The sequence below is a fragment of the Nocardiopsis sp. NPDC055824 genome, assembly GCF_053616335.1.
In genome coordinates this window covers 21,668-37,494 of sequence record NZ_JBSHDN010000049.1, presented here as the reverse complement: position 1 = coordinate 37,494, position 15,827 = coordinate 21,668, and the positions used below count along the sequence as shown (strand labels likewise).

Annotated in this window: 19 protein-coding genes and 1 pseudogene; 12 read left to right on the top strand and 8 right to left on the bottom strand. The window is 73.0% G+C overall.

Going from position 1 to position 15,827, the window contains the following annotated elements; all coding sequences use genetic code 11:
- Window positions 1–241 precede the first annotated feature (241 nt).
- Window positions 242–1,006: a 3-oxoacyl-ACP reductase FabG gene (gene fabG / locus ACWGL3_RS13090; protein ID WP_452461311.1), complete on the top strand. Its 765-nt coding sequence runs from the start codon at window positions 242–244 to the stop codon at window positions 1,004–1,006.
- Between the two features lie 112 nt (window positions 1,007–1,118).
- Here fabG and ACWGL3_RS13085 read toward each other — a convergent pair whose 3' ends face one another.
- Window positions 1,119–1,874 carry a TetR/AcrR family transcriptional regulator gene (locus ACWGL3_RS13085; RefSeq protein ID WP_452461310.1) on the bottom strand — a complete coding sequence of 252 codons (756 nt, stop codon included), beginning with the start codon at window positions 1,872–1,874 and terminating at the stop codon, window positions 1,119–1,121.
- 138 nt (window positions 1,875–2,012) lie between these two features.
- Here ACWGL3_RS13085 and ACWGL3_RS13080 point away from each other — a divergent pair, with 138 nt between their 5' ends.
- Both ACWGL3_RS13080 and ACWGL3_RS13075 read left to right on the top strand, forming a co-directional pair.
- Window positions 2,013–3,266, top strand: coding sequence for a DUF418 domain-containing protein (locus ACWGL3_RS13080; protein WP_452461309.1), 1,254 nt, complete (start codon window positions 2,013–2,015; stop codon window positions 3,264–3,266).
- A 475-nt stretch (window positions 3,267–3,741) separates the two neighbouring features.
- Window positions 3,742–5,253 (top strand): MFS transporter, encoded by a 1,512-nt coding sequence (locus ACWGL3_RS13075; protein ID WP_267946941.1) that lies wholly within the window; start codon window positions 3,742–3,744, stop codon window positions 5,251–5,253.
- Between the two features lie 66 nt (window positions 5,254–5,319).
- Here ACWGL3_RS13075 and ACWGL3_RS13070 read toward each other — a convergent pair whose 3' ends face one another.
- From ACWGL3_RS13070 to ACWGL3_RS13060, 3 genes are all read right to left on the bottom strand, one after another.
- Window positions 5,320–5,514 (bottom strand): DUF397 domain-containing protein, encoded by a 195-nt coding sequence (locus tag ACWGL3_RS13070; RefSeq protein WP_267946942.1) that lies wholly within the window; start codon window positions 5,512–5,514, stop codon window positions 5,320–5,322.
- A 375-nt stretch (window positions 5,515–5,889) separates the two neighbouring features.
- Window positions 5,890–6,084 (bottom strand): DUF397 domain-containing protein, encoded by a 195-nt coding sequence (locus ACWGL3_RS13065; RefSeq protein ID WP_267946943.1) that lies wholly within the window; start codon window positions 6,082–6,084, stop codon window positions 5,890–5,892.
- An 11-nt stretch (window positions 6,085–6,095) separates the two neighbouring features.
- Window positions 6,096–6,947 (bottom strand): helix-turn-helix domain-containing protein, encoded by an 852-nt coding sequence (locus tag ACWGL3_RS13060; protein WP_267946944.1) that lies wholly within the window; start codon window positions 6,945–6,947, stop codon window positions 6,096–6,098.
- A 184-nt stretch (window positions 6,948–7,131) separates the two neighbouring features.
- Between ACWGL3_RS13060 and ACWGL3_RS13055 the strand changes: the two genes are divergently transcribed.
- The 5 genes and pseudogenes from ACWGL3_RS13055 (at window position 7,132) to ACWGL3_RS13035 (ending at window position 8,736) form a co-directional block, all read left to right on the top strand.
- A complete protein-coding gene (locus ACWGL3_RS13055; RefSeq protein ID WP_267946945.1) occupies window positions 7,132–7,329 on the top strand; it encodes a hypothetical protein in 198 nt (65 codons plus the stop codon).
- Window positions 7,326–7,730 carry a hypothetical protein gene (locus tag ACWGL3_RS13050; protein ID WP_267946946.1) on the top strand — a complete coding sequence of 135 codons (405 nt, stop codon included), beginning with the start codon at window positions 7,326–7,328 and terminating at the stop codon, window positions 7,728–7,730. Before ACWGL3_RS13055 ends, ACWGL3_RS13050 begins: the two co-directional genes overlap by 4 nt.
- The gene (locus ACWGL3_RS13045; RefSeq protein WP_267946947.1) at window positions 7,727–7,966 is read left to right on the top strand and encodes a hypothetical protein; all 240 of its coding nucleotides are present in this window, start codon (window positions 7,727–7,729) and stop codon (window positions 7,964–7,966) included. Before ACWGL3_RS13050 ends, ACWGL3_RS13045 begins: the two co-directional genes overlap by 4 nt.
- A 174-nt stretch (window positions 7,967–8,140) precedes the next feature.
- Window positions 8,141–8,302 (top strand): annotated as a pseudogene (locus tag ACWGL3_RS13040) (BldC family transcriptional regulator); the annotation flags it as partial.
- 188 nt (window positions 8,303–8,490) lie between these two features.
- On the top strand, window positions 8,491–8,736 hold the full coding sequence (locus ACWGL3_RS13035) for a hypothetical protein (RefSeq protein WP_344182949.1): 246 nt from the start codon (window positions 8,491–8,493) through the stop codon (window positions 8,734–8,736).
- A gap of 72 nt (window positions 8,737–8,808) precedes the next feature.
- Here the strand turns inward: ACWGL3_RS13035 and ACWGL3_RS13030 are convergent, their stop codons facing one another.
- From ACWGL3_RS13030 to ACWGL3_RS13020, 3 genes are all read right to left on the bottom strand, one after another.
- Entirely contained in the window at window positions 8,809–9,873 is a 1,065-nt protein-coding gene (locus tag ACWGL3_RS13030; RefSeq protein WP_267946949.1) for an enoyl-CoA hydratase/isomerase family protein, read from the bottom strand.
- Window positions 9,873–10,073: an acyl-CoA dehydrogenase family protein gene (locus tag ACWGL3_RS13025; RefSeq protein ID WP_267946950.1), complete on the bottom strand. Its 201-nt coding sequence runs from the start codon at window positions 10,071–10,073 to the stop codon at window positions 9,873–9,875. Before ACWGL3_RS13025 ends, ACWGL3_RS13030 begins: the two co-directional genes overlap by 1 nt.
- Before the next feature lie 309 nt (window positions 10,074–10,382).
- A complete protein-coding gene (locus tag ACWGL3_RS13020) occupies window positions 10,383–10,988 on the bottom strand; it encodes a TetR family transcriptional regulator (protein WP_267946951.1) in 606 nt (201 codons plus the stop codon).
- 444 nt (window positions 10,989–11,432) lie between these two features.
- On the opposite strand from ACWGL3_RS13020, the gene ACWGL3_RS13015 reads away from it, so the two are divergent.
- Window positions 11,433–12,536 carry a WD40/YVTN/BNR-like repeat-containing protein gene (locus tag ACWGL3_RS13015; protein ID WP_267946952.1) on the top strand — a complete coding sequence of 368 codons (1,104 nt, stop codon included), beginning with the start codon at window positions 11,433–11,435 and terminating at the stop codon, window positions 12,534–12,536.
- A gap of 1 nt (window position 12,537) precedes the next feature.
- Window positions 12,538–12,822, top strand: coding sequence for a MoaD/ThiS family protein (locus ACWGL3_RS13010; RefSeq protein ID WP_267946953.1), 285 nt, complete (start codon window positions 12,538–12,540; stop codon window positions 12,820–12,822).
- A gap of 103 nt (window positions 12,823–12,925) precedes the next feature.
- Here ACWGL3_RS13010 and ACWGL3_RS13005 read toward each other — a convergent pair whose 3' ends face one another.
- On the bottom strand, window positions 12,926–14,332 hold the full coding sequence (locus tag ACWGL3_RS13005) for a DUF418 domain-containing protein (RefSeq protein ID WP_452461308.1): 1,407 nt from the start codon (window positions 14,330–14,332) through the stop codon (window positions 12,926–12,928).
- A gap of 209 nt (window positions 14,333–14,541) precedes the next feature.
- Here ACWGL3_RS13005 and ACWGL3_RS13000 point away from each other — a divergent pair, with 209 nt between their 5' ends.
- Both ACWGL3_RS13000 and ACWGL3_RS12995 read left to right on the top strand, forming a co-directional pair.
- A complete protein-coding gene (locus ACWGL3_RS13000; RefSeq protein WP_452461307.1) occupies window positions 14,542–14,991 on the top strand; it encodes a hypothetical protein in 450 nt (149 codons plus the stop codon).
- On the top strand, window positions 14,988–15,827 hold the full coding sequence (locus ACWGL3_RS12995) for a helix-turn-helix domain-containing protein (RefSeq protein WP_267946955.1): 840 nt from the start codon (window positions 14,988–14,990) through the stop codon (window positions 15,825–15,827). Before ACWGL3_RS13000 ends, ACWGL3_RS12995 begins: the two co-directional genes overlap by 4 nt.

The window sequence follows — 15,827 nt, the reverse complement described above, 5'->3', positions numbered from 1 at the left end:
GCACGGGGGCGTCCCCTTGCTCCGGACACGGCCCCGCGCCCGCTCCTTCCCCACCCGGTTCCGGAAACCGGATCCTGTGGGCACGGAACCCGGGGGCCGACCGCCACCGCGCCGGCCGGAGGGGGGATCGTGGACGGGCCCGGTGGCACGCCCGGGAAGTACGGGGCGAGGCGGGCGGGACGGCACCGTCCGAGAGCACCGGGAGGGTAGTGAGTGACCAACGGGATGGCGGGAGACGGCTGTGAGCAGAACAGTTCTGGTGACCGGCGGTACCAAGGGCATCGGGCTCGGCATCGCCAAGGGGTTCGCGGAGGCCGGGGACCGGGTGGTGATCATGGGCCGCGACGAGGCCAGGACCCGTGAGGCCGCCGAAGGCGTCCCGGGAGCGCGGTGGGCGGTCGGGGACGTGGCCAGGGCCGCCGACTGCGCCCGCGTGGTGGAGGAGGTCGTGGAGGGCAGCGGCGGGCTGGACGTGCTCTGCGCCAACGCCGGGATCTTCCCCTCCTCGCCGCTGGTGTCGATGGGCGAGGACGAACTCGACCGGGTCCTCGACACCAACGTCAAGGGCACCGTGCTGATGGTGCAGGCCGCGGTGGAGGCCCTGACGGCTTCCGGCCGGGGGCGGGTGGTGATCACGTCCTCCATCACCGGGCCGCTGACCGGGTACGCGGGCTGGTCCCACTACGGGGCCACCAAGGCCGCCCAGCTGGGGTTCATGCGCAGCGCCGCCCTGGAGCTGGCGCCCCTCGGCATCACCGTCAACGCCGTGCTCCCCGGCAACGTGCGCACCGAGGGCCTGGACGACATGGGCGCGGACTACCTCGAACGCATGCGCGCGGCCATCCCGGTCGGACGCGTCGGCGAGATCGAGGACATCGCCGCGGCCTGCGTGTTCCTGGCGAGCGCCGGGGCCTCCTTCATCACCGGCCAGTCCCTCGTGGTGGACGGGGGCCAGGTGCTGCCCGAGGACGGCCAGGCCTTCGGTCGGGCCCCCGGCTCGGACTGACCCCCGCACCCCGAAGCGGGGAACCGCGGCCGGGCCTCCCGCCCGGCCGCGGTCACCGGCCCCGACCGGCCTCCTCCCGCCCCTCGACGCGGTTCCGGAGCGTGCGAACCGCCTAGGAGTGCGCCGTGCGGCGAGCGGCGACGAGCGCCTCCACGCCGTCGAGGAGCAGGCCGAGTCCGAAGCCGAAGTCGCCGTCGTCGATCCACTCGTCACCGTCGCCGAAGGCGTCCTCCCCGACGGCCGCCGCCAGCGCGGGGTAGGTCTCGGTATCGAGGACCTCGGTGAGGATCGCCCCGTACTCCGCCAGTCCGGCGACGGCCTCTTCCTCCCCCGGCGGCTCCGGCCCGCCCGCGCCCAGCGCCAGGCCCGCGTGGCTGACGGCGTAGCCCGTGAGGGTGCTGACGACGTTCATCCTCTCCCCCGCGCCCAGCCCCGTGCCGTCCAGCGCGGCCAGTCCCCGGTCGAGCCAGAGCAGGGACCTCGGCCCCATGGGCGGGGCGAAGCGCGTGATGTGCAGCAGCCACGGCCGGTCGAGCAGGAAGTCCCGGTGGGCGCGGGTCCAGACCGTGAGGTAGTCCCGCCAGCCCGCTCCCGCCGGTTCCGGGGGGTCGGGCGCCGCCGCGTCGGCCATGGCGACCAGCAGCTCGTCCTTGCTGCCCACGTAGCGGTACAGCGACATCGTCGCCACGCCCATGCTGCGGGCGACGCTGCTCATCCGCACCCCGGCCAGCCCCTCGGCGTCGGCGATCGCGAGCGCCGCGGCCGTGATGCCCTCCAGGCTGAGGCTCGGGCGCGGCCCGTGGCGGGACACGGGGTCGCGTCCCCACATCCGCGCCACCACAGGGGGCAGTGCCGGTCCCTCCGCCATGGCGTCTCCGTTCTCTCCCCCGGTCCGCCGCCCGCAGGGCGATCGGCGTCCCGGTCTTGCCCCGAGGATAGAACGATGTACTCTGTACGACGTACAGTGTATTAAGTACTCAATTCAACGCCCCCTGGAGCCCCCTCGATGACCGACACCCGCGCCACGCCGGCCCCCTCCCCCGCCCCGCCCCCGTCCCGGGGGCCGACGAAGGACTCCGAACGCGCGCTCGCCCCCGACCTCGCACGCGGCGCCATGCTCCTGCTCATCGCACTGGCCCACGCGACCGGCCTCTTCTTCGTCTCCGCACACGGCGCCGGTCAGGCGACGGGGGTCGCCGAACGTGCCTTCGAGATCGCCATGTCCACGCTGGTGGACGCACGCGCGATCCCGATGTTCGCGATCATGTTCGGCTACGGGCTGGTCCAGGTCGCGCGACGGCAGGACGCCGCCACCGGCTCCCCCCGGGCGACGCGCGCGATTCTGCTGCGCCGCAACGGCTGGCTGGTCGCCTTCGGGCTGGTGCACGGGACACTGCTCTTCTCCGGCGAGATCCTCGGGGCGTACGGCGTGCTGGGCCTGCTGTTCACACTCGTGCTGCTGCGCCGCAGCGACCGCGTGTACCGCGCCCTCCGGTGGATCGGGGGCGTGCTGCTGGTGTACGTCGTGGGCCTCGGCGGCCTGGTCGCCTGGGCCGTCGCCAACGGTTCCGGGGAACCGGCGCCGGTACCGGTCCCGGAGGAGGCGTCCTCCCTGGACGCCGTGACCTACGCGGCCTCCGTCCTCGCACGGCTGAACGAGTGGCCGGTGCACACCGGGCTCATCGTGGCCGGGTACCTGCTGCCGGTCTGGTTCGGCGCGTGGGCGGCCCGGAACCGCGTGCTGGAGGCTCCCGGGGACCACCGCCGGACATTGTGGACGGGCGTCGTCGGCGGTTTCGCCGTCGGTGTCGCGGGCGGGCTGCCTATGGGCCTGGCCAACGCGGGTGTGCTGCACGCCGACGCGTTCGCCGCGACGTGGGTCCAGCTGCTGCACCAGGTGTCCGGGGTGTTCGGCGGCATCGGCTACGTCTCGCTGTTCGGGCTGCTCTCCCTGGCGCTGTCGAGGGCGGGGAGGCCCCGTGGGAACAGCGCCGTCGTCGGCGCGCTGGCCGCGCTCGGCCAGCGCTCGCTGAGCGGCTACCTGTTCCAGTCGGTCGTGTGGGTGGTCCTGGCGTCGCCGTACACGTTGGCGCTCGGCGCCCGGTTCGAGGAGCCGACCCTCTTCGCCGTCGGGTGCGCGGTGGTGGTCTGGCTCGTCAGCGTCGTCGGCGCCGACCTGATGCGGCGCCGCTCCCTGCGCGGCCCGGCCGAGGTCCTGCTCCGGAGGCTCACCTACGGCCGCTCGCGGAAGACCGCCTGAGCCCTTCCGCCGAGTTCCCGCAGCCTGCCTGCCGACCCGACGCAGTGAGGGCTGGGGACCCGTGAGGAGGAGGCGACCCCGACCGGCCCCGACCCGTCCGAGGGGCGTGCCGGCCGCACCGGGCGGGAACCGCGGCCGGTGCGACCCAAGAGCCCCCTCCCCCGATGATCTAGAGGCCCCACCCCCGATGATCTTGTACTTATAGACGTTCTCGACGCCCAACCTCGCTATAAGTACAAGATCATCGGGGGGAGGGGGCGGGGGCGGGCCCCTGCTCTGAGCTGCGCAACCGCCCTGTCCGGGAGTGGCTGATCCCCGGACAGGGCGGTCACGGCGGGCCCCGTCACCACGCACCCCGGTGCCGCAGCAAACCTGCTCCCCACCCCGGTCCGGGTCCCGACCGGCGCCCCTTGACCTCAACTTAAGTTGAAGTTCAAGAATGTCGACCACGTCCACCGACACAGAGGAGAAAGACGTGCGTACGACAAGTGATCCGCCCCAGGGGGCGACCCGACCCGGAGTGCTGTTGGCCGTCGTCATGACGGGTGTGCTGGTCGTGGCCATGTCGATCTCCGGAACGGCGGTGGCCGTCCCGAGCATCGGCTCGGACCTGGGGGCCTCCGGCGCTCCGCTCCACTGGGTGGTGGCCGGGTACAACCTCACCTTCGCCGCGTTCACCCTCGTCTGCGGCTCCCTCGCCGACCTGTTCGGAAGGCGGCTGCTGTTCGCCGCCGGGGCGATCGTCTTCGCGGCGGGCAACGCGGTCGGCGCCCTGGTCGGTGACGTCCTCGTCCTCGACGCCGCCCGCCTGGCCGCCGGTGTCGGCGGTGCCGCGATCATGGCCAGCGGCGGAGCGCTGCTGGCGACCTTCTTCGAGGGGGCCGCGCGAACCCGTGCCTTCGCGGCCATGGGCACCATGGCCGGGGTCGGCATCGCCGTCGGCCCGACCCTGTCGGGGCTGCTGGTTGGGGCCGTGGGCTGGCGGGCGGCGTTCCTCGTCTACGCCGCGGTCGGCCTGCTCATCCTGGTCGGCTCGCTGTTCATCACCGAGTCGCGCGCCTCCGACCGGCCGCGCGTCGACTGGGCCGGGGCGACGACCTTCATCGCCGGTCTGGCCCTGGTGATGTTCGCGGTCATCGAGGCGCCGGAGGCGGGCTGGACGAGCCCGGAGGCGCTCGGCGCCCTGGGCGCCGGGGCGGTGCTGCTCGTGCTCTTCCTCCTCATCGAACGCCGGGTGGCACAACCGGTGCTCGACCTGGCCCTGGTGCGCAACGGCCCGTTCATGGCGTGGTGCCTGGCCACGCTGACCACGTCGGTCGGGTTCCTCGGCGTGCTGGTCTTCCTGCCGACCTACCTCCAAGGGGTCCAGGGGGTGGGCGCCCAGACCGCCGGCCTGATGATGCTCATGCTCACGGCACCGGTCCTGGTGACCCCGCTCCTGGGCGGGTGGCTCATCACCAGGGGCGTTCCGCCCCGGGGGCTGATCATCCTCGCTCTGCTGTTCGTCGCCGGGGGGAACGGCCTGCTCACCGTCCTCCATCCGCAGGTCGGCCCACTGGCGCTGGCCCTGCCCTTGGCCCTGATAGGCACCGGCATGGGCCTGTCGTTCGGCATCACCGACGGCCAGGCGATGACTCTGGTCCCCTCCGCCAAGGCGGGTATGGCGGCGGGCTTCCTCAACACTCTGCGCGGCGGCGCCGAGGCCCTGGTCATCGCCGTCTTCGGGGCCGTGCTGACCAGCGTCGTCGCCGCCCGCACCGGATCGGTCGAGGTCGCCGCACGTGCGACCGCCGGTGACCTGACGGGCCCCGGGTCCGGGGCACTGGCCGAACACCTCACGGCGGCCTGGGACATCGCCTCCTGGGGTGTCGCGGCTCTGTCGCTGGCCGCCACAGCCGGTGTGGCCGTGCTGCTGGCCCGGCGTCGGAAGGCTCCTGGAGGGGAGCGGGACGCCGCCGGGAGGGAGGGCGACGTGGTTCCCGGGTAGGCCCGGAGACGGCGAAAGACACTCGGCGACGCGAGTGTTGCGCGGGGCCTGGTCGGCGTCTCGGGCCTACCCGTGGCGGACGGCGCCGAGGAGCGCTCCCCACTCACGGCCGGACAGGAGGAAGTGCCCGTCCGCAGGGTTCTGGGAGTCGCGGACTACGGCGGTCCCCTCCCCTACGTCAGCGAATTCCACGCAGTTCTCGGTGCGCGCGCCGGAGTAGCTGGACTTGCGGAACATCAGGTGGGGAGTGCTGGCGGCCATCATCGGTGTCCTCCAGTCAATCGAGGCTGCTCGGTGGCCTCTACTCGGCAGAGTACGGCGGGAGAACGTCGGAAACCAGGCACCTACTGGTGCCCTTCCTGTCACCAGGCGGCCGAGGCACGTCCTTCCACAGCCCCTGGAGCAAAACCAGGTTCCTCGCCCGCCACCGGGACGTAGGACGGCCCCGGCTTCTACCGAGGCCGTTGATCGTCCAGACTTCAGAACTGGTCGGAACCGGTCACCTGCCCGATCGGGAACGAGTGGCGGGGACAGCAAGGCGTACTTTCCGGGCATGAGTCCACCGGGGTAGGGTGGTCCGTGGATGAATGCGTAGAAGGCCCCGACCGCGACGGTCGGGGCCTTCTTGCGTCGCGTCTACGCCTGGTCGCGGCGGGCGACGGCGAGCAGGGCCTGCCACGCATGTGTGTCGGCGATCGTCAGATGGCCCAGGTGGCGGTTCTGAGTGTCACGGACGGCTGCGCCGGCCTCCAGGTCGGCGACCTCGACACAGTCACGGGCGGTGCTGCTGTAGCTGGACTTGCGGAAGGTCAGTTCGGTGGATGAATGCATGGTGTGACTTCCTAGTCGGTGATCATCTTCTTCATCATGCGGAGAGAGTCTGCCTGGGACAGAGCGGTCACCTGGAGGTGGCCGAAGACCACCCGGTACTCATCGACCTCTTCGTGCTCCTCCAAGAACAGGCCATCGGTGCGGGACTCCAGGAACACCAGTGGTCCGTCGAGGTCGTCCTGGAAGTCGAGCAGGACGAACGGACCGCTGATACCAGGATGAAGTCCAGCGGTGAACGGAAGCACCTGGATTGTGACGTGGTTGTCCGGGTCTTCCGAGAGGTCGATGAGCCGATGAAGCTGGCTGCTGGCGACCTTCCCCTCTGGCAGACGGCGAAGTACCGATTCATCGACCACGGCCCAGACGGTCGGTGGCTGGTCGCCGGTCAAGACCTCCTGCCGAGCCATGCGGGCTTCGACGATTCGATCTACCTCGGCGGCCGGTCTGGCAAGAGACGCGCGAGCGCTGGCTGCGGCGTACTCCTCTGTTTGGAGTAGGCCAGGCACCACCACGGGCTGCCAAGTGGAGACCACGGACGCCTCGGACTCGAAGCCGACCAGACTGTCCGTGCCGAACACGTCCTTGAACTTGGTCCACCAGCCGCGTTCTCTCGACTGTCTGGCCAGGTTCAGGATCGCTTCGCGCTCGGCGTTCTCGGCCACCTCGTAGTAGTCGAGCAGCTGGCGGATGTTGCCCAGGTCGGGGCGGATCCACTTGTTGCCCTCCATGTGCGCAAGGCGACCGCGCGACCATTCCAGATCGTCGGTGACGACCTCCAGGGTCTTGCCCTGCTCATGCCGAAGGTGGCGCAGCACTGCGGACAGGCGCCGACGGCGCACGGTGGGGCTGATTCTCCTGGTCATCGGGCCTCTCCCCTGGGGTGGTCGTGCCGATCGTATGGCAGAACTTCTCAATCAGGCATCTTTCGGAATCTTGGAATCGGATTCCTGTCATGCTCTTGCAAACTTTAGATTCCTAAGTTCATCATAGGAGGGCATTCATCCGAGCCGCCCTCATCCAGCGGCACCCCGATGAAGGAGGCGCCCTGTGCGCTACCTGAACCCCTCGGCCCTGGTGGCCGCCCGCTACATCGCCTCGGAGGCCATGCGCCGCCGACGACCACGGCGGGCGGCCCGGGTCCGGGCCTACGCCCCCGCCGGCTTCGTGCCCTACGCCCTGACGCCGCACGACATCCTGAACGCGGTCCTGGACGGCCTCCACCGGCTGGAGGTGAGGGCGTCATGATGCCCCCGCACTGCGCCGAGACCTCCCTCGACCGGAACGGCATCCCGCGCTGCTGCGTCATCGAGGCGGGCCACGAGGGCGACCACATGGACCACCAGGCCCGCACCTGGGAACCCCCGAGCACGGTCCTCGCCCGCCTCCAGGAAACCTGGGGCCGCACCCACCGCATCATCTGGACCGGCCGCATGTGGATCGCCACCGCCCACCGCGACGACGTCCACTGGCGCACCGAGGTCGAACCCACCCCGGCCCAGCTGGAGGCGAGCCTTCAGAAGCACTCCCGGCCGCCCGACCGGCCCCGCGCCCGCTCCGCGTCCTCCGCGCCCTCAACGCCTTCCGCGTCTTCCACACACTCCGCGTACCGGGTCCTCGACGTCACCGACACGGGAGGCGCCCCGTGAACCGACAGCGACCGCCCCGACGGGGCCCCGCCCGCATCTGCGCCGACGACGCCCCGCTCACCCCCGAGGAGCAGGCCGCCTACGACCGCCAGGGCGAGCTGATCGCCCTGGAACTGCGCTGGGAGAACGCCCTCCGGGCCGCCGGGCACCGGGTCCCCGCCACCATGGACGGCGTCCGCTGGGGCAACGGCGACAGCAGCCGCGAGGACAGCACCCGGGCCCGCGAGGACGGGTAGCGCCCCGGGAACCCGAGCCGGACGCAGGGCACGGGGCCACCGGGCGACAGCCCGGCGGCCCCGGTCCGCACCCGCTCGTCCTACTTCCGCGACCACCCTCGACTTCGCCGCAACATCCGCCTACGCATACGCTTCGAGCTGGAGAAACGACCGATGACCCCCGTACAGCCCCTCATGGACACCGCCGAGGAACTCCTCACGCCCGGCGAGGTCGCCCGCCTGTTCCGCGTGGACCCCAAGACCGTCACACGCTGGGAGAAGGACGGCCGCCTCACCTCCCTCCGCACCCTGGGCGGTCACCGCCGCTACCCCAGGAGCCAGATCACCGAGGTGCTCAACACCGAACCTGCCGGCGGCGAGGTCGTCCGCGCCCTGGAGAAGGTCCACGCCCTCGCCCTCGAAACCGGCGCGACGGCCGAGGCCGGGCACATCGCCGACCTGATCGGCACACTCCACGGGAACCGGTGACGCCCGCCCGGACGAACCGCTCCACGTCTCCGGATCCACCAGCCCTGGAAAGCGCCATGGACAAGATCTGCCCGAACTGTCTACAGCCCTGGCCCGCCTGCGTGTGCGTGGTCCCCCTCGGACAGGACACCGCCGTCACCGTGTCCTGGTGCCCCTGGCCGCACCCGGTCCTGTCCCAGCAGTTCGGAGGGCCGCTGCTGGAACCCTTCGGCCGGACGGACACCTCGGACCCGCCGAAGGAGTTCTGCCGGGACTGCTCCCAGCCCTGGCCGTCCTGCCGGTGCGAGGGCCGACGCCTCTGACCCCGCAGGACACGGCCGTTCCGCTCTCCCGGCCGGGAGAGCGGAACGGTCCGGGTTCGCCCCCGACCCGGGCTAGGCTAGGCCGAGCGGGCCGTCCGGCGCGGGGACGAAGTGGCGGGCGACGTCCTCGTCGGAGACGGCCTCCAGGGTGTCCGGCACCCACTTGGGCGAGCGGTCCTTGTCGACCACCTGCGCGCGGACGCCCTCCGCCACGTCGGGCGAGGCCAGGGCCGCGCAGGAGACCCGGTACTCCTGTTCCAGGACCGCCTCCAGCCCCGGCAGCTCCCGGGCGCGGCGCAGCGCCGCCAGAGTGACCTTCACGGCGGTGGGCGACTTGGCGAGGACGGTCGCGGCGGCCCGCGCCGCCTCCGGGTCGCCGTGGGCGCGCAGCCGCTCCACGACCTCCTCCGCGGTGTCGGCCGCGTAGCAGGAGTCGATCCAGTGCCTCCGGCCGCGCAGTTCGGAGTCGGGCGCGGCCTCGGCGAACCGGCCCACCACTTCGGCGGCGTCCCCGGCGGAGGCCGCGTCCGCGAGCGCGGCGGCCAGGCCCGGCAGCCGGTCGGAGGGCACGAAGTGGTCGGCCAGGCCCAGGTACAGGGCGTCGCCCGCGCCGACCGACCCGGCGGTGAGGGCCAGGTGGGTGCCGGTCTCCCCCGGCGCCCGGGACAGCAGGTACGTGCCGCCCACGTCGGGCACGAAACCGATCGTGGTCTCGGGCATCCCGAGGACCGTGCGCTCGGTGACGATCCGGACGGACCCGTGCGCGGACACCCCCACGCCGCCGCCCATCACCACGCCGTCCATGAACGCGGCGTAGGGCTTGGCATAGCGGGCGATGTGCGCGTTGAGCAGGTACTCGTCACGCCAGAAGGCCGCGGCGCGCAGGTCCCCGTCGAGGGCGCTGGCGCGGATGGCGCGGACGTCGCCGCCCGCGCACAGGCCGCGCTCCCCGGCGCCGTCGATCAGGACGGCGGAGACCGCGTCGTCGTCCTCCCAGGCTGCGAGGGCGCTCCGGAGGGTGTTCACCATGGCGTGGTCGAGGGCGTTGATGGCGCGGGGGCGGTTGAGCGTGAGGCGGCCGAGGCGGCCCTCCACCCGCGACAGGACCGTGTCCCCGGCGGCTCCGGCGGCGGACATCAGGCGGCCCCCGTCAGGCCGCGGGCGGTGATCGGGTTCATGGTCTCGTTGGTCCCTTCCAGGGTTCGGTGCACCCGCAGGTCGAGGACGATCCTCCCGGTGCCGTACCCGGTGGGGCAACCGCGGCCCCCGCGCGGCGGGAGGGCCCGGTCCGCGGCCGTGGACTCGGCCCGGGCCCCGGCGGCGAACCGTCCGGCCACGGCGCACAGCCGCGCCGGGACACGGGGCCCGGGGTGACCGGGCCCGGCGCGACCGGGAAGAACGACGCCGCCATGCGCACGGTCGGCCGGGAGGGCCGAGGCCGTGGGCATGGCGGCGGGCGGACTGCTCGTGACGGCGCTCGCGGCGTCCCGGGGCAGGAGGACGCGCTACGCGCCCCCCACGCGCCGGTCGGGACGGTGGGCCCGGCCGTCACGGTGGTGCTCGTCGGACGGCTCACCCGTCCCGTGCACGGGCACGGCGGGCGACCGCCGGCCCGGGGCCCGCTCTGCGGAGGGGCAGCCCCCGTTTCAGGAGGCCGCCTGCCTTCCGATGTCGCGCAGCAGCAGGTGGGCCTCGTCCAGACGGGGACCGAACGCCTCCGGGGTCTCGGAGAGGCGCATGGCGGTCAGCTCGCAGGCCATGGCGGTGTGGGCGGCGAGCACGGCGACGTTCTCGGGCGTGCCCGCCTCCACCAGGGCCCCGGCCAGCCGGACGGCCCGCTGGTGCTGGGTGAGGAGGTAGCGGGAGCGCAGTTCGGTGCTCTCCGCGAGCAGCCGCACCAGGACCGCGGAGTGGGCGGGGGACAGCGCGGCGTGCGGCCGGGTGGCCGCGTTGGCCTCCCGGAGCAGGCCCACCGCGGTGTGCAGGTCGTCGCCGATCGGCTGCGTGGCCTTCTCCCGCACGTAGGCGCACATGCGGTCGACCTCGGCGTCGTCGTCGGCGAACAGCACCTGCTGCTTGTCGCCGAAGTACCGGAAGAAGGTGGTGCGACCCACCTCCGCGCGCTCCGCGATCGAGGCGACCGTGACGTTGTCGAATCCGTGTTCGGCGAAGAGTTGGAAGGCGGCTGACACGATCATGGCTCGGGCCTTACGCCGTTTGCGGGCGTGGAGCGTGTCCGGGGGGTGTTGCATGAGGCGACCCTATCGAGTGGGAACCTGGTTCTCCCTGGTACGCGGGACCATTGGGACGGTAGTCCTGAAACGCACAGTGAGAACCGGGGAGCGGGAAGTCGTCTGGCCTGTTGTTCACGAGGAACGCAACCGTGCGGGCACAGGCCGGATCCGCACGGGTGCACCGGTTGGCCCGGAATTTTATTGCAGAGGAGTCTCGGTCTGACACCCGCCTTCCACTGGGGACGGAACACCGCCAGGAAAGTGGTTCCCCTCTCAGGGCGGTTATGCCGCCGAGGGGCGAACCATTTCCGGTTGGAACTCATTAAACACCGGCGGTAAATCGTTCAGGTTCCTAACCATTGACTCCCTCCCCTGTCCGGAACCCGCCACGGCCACGTCTCCTCACGGATTGTCACACCCTTGTGCCACAGTGGAGTCATCGATCGGTTCCTGGAGTTGGTCATGGCATATCTGCTGCTCATCGGCACACGCAAGGGCCTCTTCACGGCCCGGAGCGAGGATCGTCGGCGCTGGGAGGTGGAGGGCCCCCACCGGATCGACGCCGCGGACTACGCCAGCATGAGCGCGGTGTACGCGGTCGGCGTCGACCCGCACACCGGCCGCCTCCTGGCGGGGGCGGAGAGCTCGCACTTCGGCCCCAGCGTCTGGTACAGCGACGACCTCGGCCGCACCTGGCACGAGCCCGCGTCCGCGCCCATCGCCTTCCCGGAGGACACCGACGCGTCCTTCGTCCGCGCCTGGCAGTTCGCCTTCGGCGACGACCCCGGCACCGTGTACGCGGGGGTCGAGCCGCACGCGCTCTTCCGTTCCACCGACGGCGGCCTGAGCTTCGAGCTGGTGCGGGCGCTGTGGGACCACCCGCACCGGGCCGAGTGGTTCCCGGGCGCGGGCGGCGCGGCCATCCACACGGTCCTGCCCGGCGTGCTCGGCGCGGGCGACCGCTCACCCGACGCGATCACGGTGGCCATGTCCACCGGAGGTGTCTACCAGACACGCGACGGGGGCGCGAGCTGGAACCCGGCCAACCGGGGCATCTCGGCGGTCTTCCTGCCCGAGGAGGAGCCCGAGTTCGGCCAGTGCGTGCACAAGGTGGCCGTCGCCCCGGACGGGTCGATGTACGCCCAGAACCACCACGGCGTGTACCGCAGCGCCGACCCCGCCGGCGAGGGGTGGACAGCGGTGGAGGAGGGGCTGCCCACCGACTTCGGGTTCGCCGTGGTCGCCCACCCGCACCGTCCGCTCAGCGCGTTCAACTTCCCGGTGGTCAGCCAGGAGGTGCACCTGACACCGGGCGACCGGCTGTCGGTGTACCGGACCGACGACGGGGGCGGGAGCTGGCGCCCGGCGGTCCGGGGGCTGCCGCAGGACCCCTACTTCGGAATCGTGCTGCGCGACGGCGCCTGCACCGACGGCGCCGACGTGCCGGGCTTCTACTTCGGCACCCGCTCCGGCGACGTCTACGCCTCCACCGACGACGGGGACAGCTGGGAACAGGTGGCGGCGCACCTGCCCGACGTCCTGTGCGTCCGCGCGGCGGAGGTCTGACATGCGTGTGACGGTGCACCTGCCGGGGCTGCTCCGGGCCGACGCCGACGGCGCCGCCCACGTCCCGGTCGAGGTCGCGGACGGCACCCCGCTGGGCGGGGTCCTGGACGCGCTCACCGCCCTGCACCCGGGCCTGGACCGGCGCATCCGCGACGAGCGCGGGGAGCTGCGCCGGTACGTCAACGTGTTCGTGGACGGCGACGAGTGCCGCGGCGCGGGAGGGCTGGCGGCGCCGGTCCCCGACGGCGCGAACGTGCGGGTGCTCCCGTCCGTGGCGGGCGGCTGACCCCGGCACCGGACGCCGTCCGGCCCCCGCCCCGGACGCCGTCCGGCCCCCGCCCCGGTCGGGGCGGGGGCCGGGCCGGCCGTCCACAGGTACGCGGTCGCCCCTACCGGGACGCGTCCTCCTGCGGTTCGCTTGATACAGGGGGCCCAGAGGGTCCGCCCGCACCGTGCTGCCCAAGAGCCGGCACGGGACCGGAGTGCCGCATCGGCATCGGCCGCAGGTAGGTCAGGCTCCGCCACAGCCACTCCAGGGGGCCGAGCCGCAGCCAGCCGCTCCACACCCGCGCGAAGGCCGCCGCCGCGACGAAGAACGCCAACGCCACGCCGTACTGCGCCAGCAGCGGGATCTCGCCCTCCAGCGGCCCCATCACCGCCAGGAACACCGCCGTGCTGGCCAGGTACACCGTGAGGGTCATCCGGCCGAGCGGGGCGAGGGCGCCCAGCACGCGGGCCGCCGTCCGGCCCCGGCGTACGAGCCACCACACCAGGCCCAGGTAGAACAGCGCGCCGCCCCCGCCCATCAGCGTGGACGCGAGGGACACCAGCAGCGACGACCCCGGCCGGACGACCGGCATGCCGTCGTCCCCGAGCACCGGGACGCCGTCGGCGCCCATCTCCATCGGGAAGAACACGTCGGCGGCGAACATGGCGCCGTACCCGAGCACCTCGAGGGCCAGCCCGGTCCACAGCATGACCACCGGCAGGCGCGACGGGAGGCCCTCGGCTCCCGGCGCGAGTTCGGGGCGCCGGGCCAGCCACGCGCCCACGCAGAAGAACCCCAGGGTCTGCGGCACCTGGACGACCAGCGTCGTCCAGCTGTGCGAGGGCAGCAGGGAGTGGAGGAGGAGTTCGGCGAACGGCGCCGCCGCGAACAGCACGAGGGCCGCCGCGAGGGGGCGCACGCGGGAGCCGCCGGTCAGCAGCGGCATGAGGGGGACCAGCAGGAGCGCCGCCAGGGCGTAGTGGGTGAGGATGTCGCCGTCGAACACCAGCAGGTGCGGCACCCCGAACAGCAGGCCCAGCACGGCGTAGCGGCGCGCCATCACGGCCGCCGGACGCCCGCCGCGCCGGACCGCGGAGCGCCAGGCCAGCACCGCCCCGACCCCGATCAGGACCATCAGCACCGCCCGCGCCTTGCCGCTCAGCAGCAGGCTCAGCCCGGTGTCCACGAGGGAGGTCAGGGTCGAGCGGTCGCGCTCCCCCGCCATCTCCGCCGAGAACACGACGAAGGGCGCGTTCATCAGCACCACGCCGATCATCGCGAGCGCGCGGGCGACGTCCAGGAAGGCCACGCGCCGGGGCGCCTCCTGCGTCGACGCGTCCCCCGCCCGACCGTCCGGCCCCTTCCGCTCCCCGAGCCCCGGACGCGGTGCGGCGGCCGACGCGGGCGCGGCCCCCTCCGCGTACCCGGACGCGGAGGCCCGCTCCGGCTGCGGCGCGTCCCCCGGACACCGGCCCCGCTGCGGATACGGCCCCGGCCCCGCGGCGGCGCCCGGCTGTACGTCGGTCACGTCTGCTCCCCTCGTGTGCGGACCTCCAGACTCGCTCCGGGCCCCTCCCGCGCACATCGACCGAACAGCCGAACGGCGTCCCCGGCCCCCTCCTCCTTTCGGCCGAGGGCTCCGGCCGTTACCTCCGACGTCATCGACAGCGCGCACCGTCCGGCGGGACCCTTGGGGCGTGCCGGACGACCGGCAGCGACACCGACGAAGGAGATCCCATGACCGCCCACCTCTCCGGCACCCGCACCCCCGGAACCTCCGGCCCGGCCGACGGGGCATCCGCCCGGCCCGGACACCGCGTCGCCCTCGCCGTGCGGCTGGACGCGGTGACCTGCGCGGGCGCCGGCCTGCTCCTGACGGCCGGGGCCGCCCTCCTGGCCGCGCCGCTCGGCCTGCCCGTCCCCCTCCTGCTCGGTTCGGGCCTGTTCCTGCTGGTCTTCGCCGCCCTTCTGTGGTTCGGAGCCGCAACCGCCCCGATCGTTCCGTCCCGTGTACGCGCGGTCATCGCCGTGAACGCCGCTTGGGTGGCCGGAAGCGCCGCCGTCATCGCCCTGGCCGGTCCCACGGCCCTCGGGGTAGCCTTCGTGCTGGCCCAGGCGGCGGCGGTGGCGGGCATCACCGTCGCCGAAGCGGTCCTCCTGCGCCGTGACTCGAAGGGTGACGCGTGACCACCGACACGGCCGTACCGGGGCCCCAGCCGATCGGCGCCCTGCTCCGCGGGTGGCGGCAGCGGCGCCGGATCAGCCAGCTGGACCTGTCCATCGAGGCCGACGTCTCCACCCGGCACCTGAGCTTCGTGGAGACCGGTCGATCCCGGCCCAGCCGGGACATGGTGCTCCTCCTGAGCGAGGCCCTGGAGATCCCGCTGCGCGAACGCAACCGGCTCCTGCTGGCGGCCGGGTTCGCGCCCGTCTTCCCCGAGGCCGCCCCCGACGGCCCCGGGCTGGAGCCCCTGCGCGGCGCCCTGAGGGCGGTCCTTGCCGGGCACGACCCCTACCCGGCGGTCGTCGTGGACTCCCGCTGGAACCTCCTGGAGGCCAACGCCGCCGTCGGCCTCCTCCTGGAGGGGGTGTCGGCCGACCTGCTGGAGCCCCCCGTGAACGTGCTCCGGGTGAGCCTCCACCCCGGGGGCATGGCGCCGCGTATCGCCAACCTGGGCGAGTGGCGGGCCCACCTGCTGGACCGGCTGGAACGCCAGTCCGCGTGGAACGACCGCCCCGATCTGGCCGAGCTCCACGAGGAACTGCGCGGCTACCCCGGGGGAGGCACGCCGCCGGGCGGGCGCGTGCCGGGCCCGTACGACCTCGCGGTGCCGCTGCGCCTGTGGCACGGCGGCGGCGAGCTGGCCTTCCTCAGCACGGTCGCGACCTTCGGCACCGCCGTGGACGTGACACTGTCCGAACTGACCATCGAGGCGTTCCTCCCGGCCGACCCCGCCACGGCCGCCGCGCTGCGGGCGAACACCGTCCTTTCAGCCGAGGGCTTCCGGGGCGGCGGCGTCTAG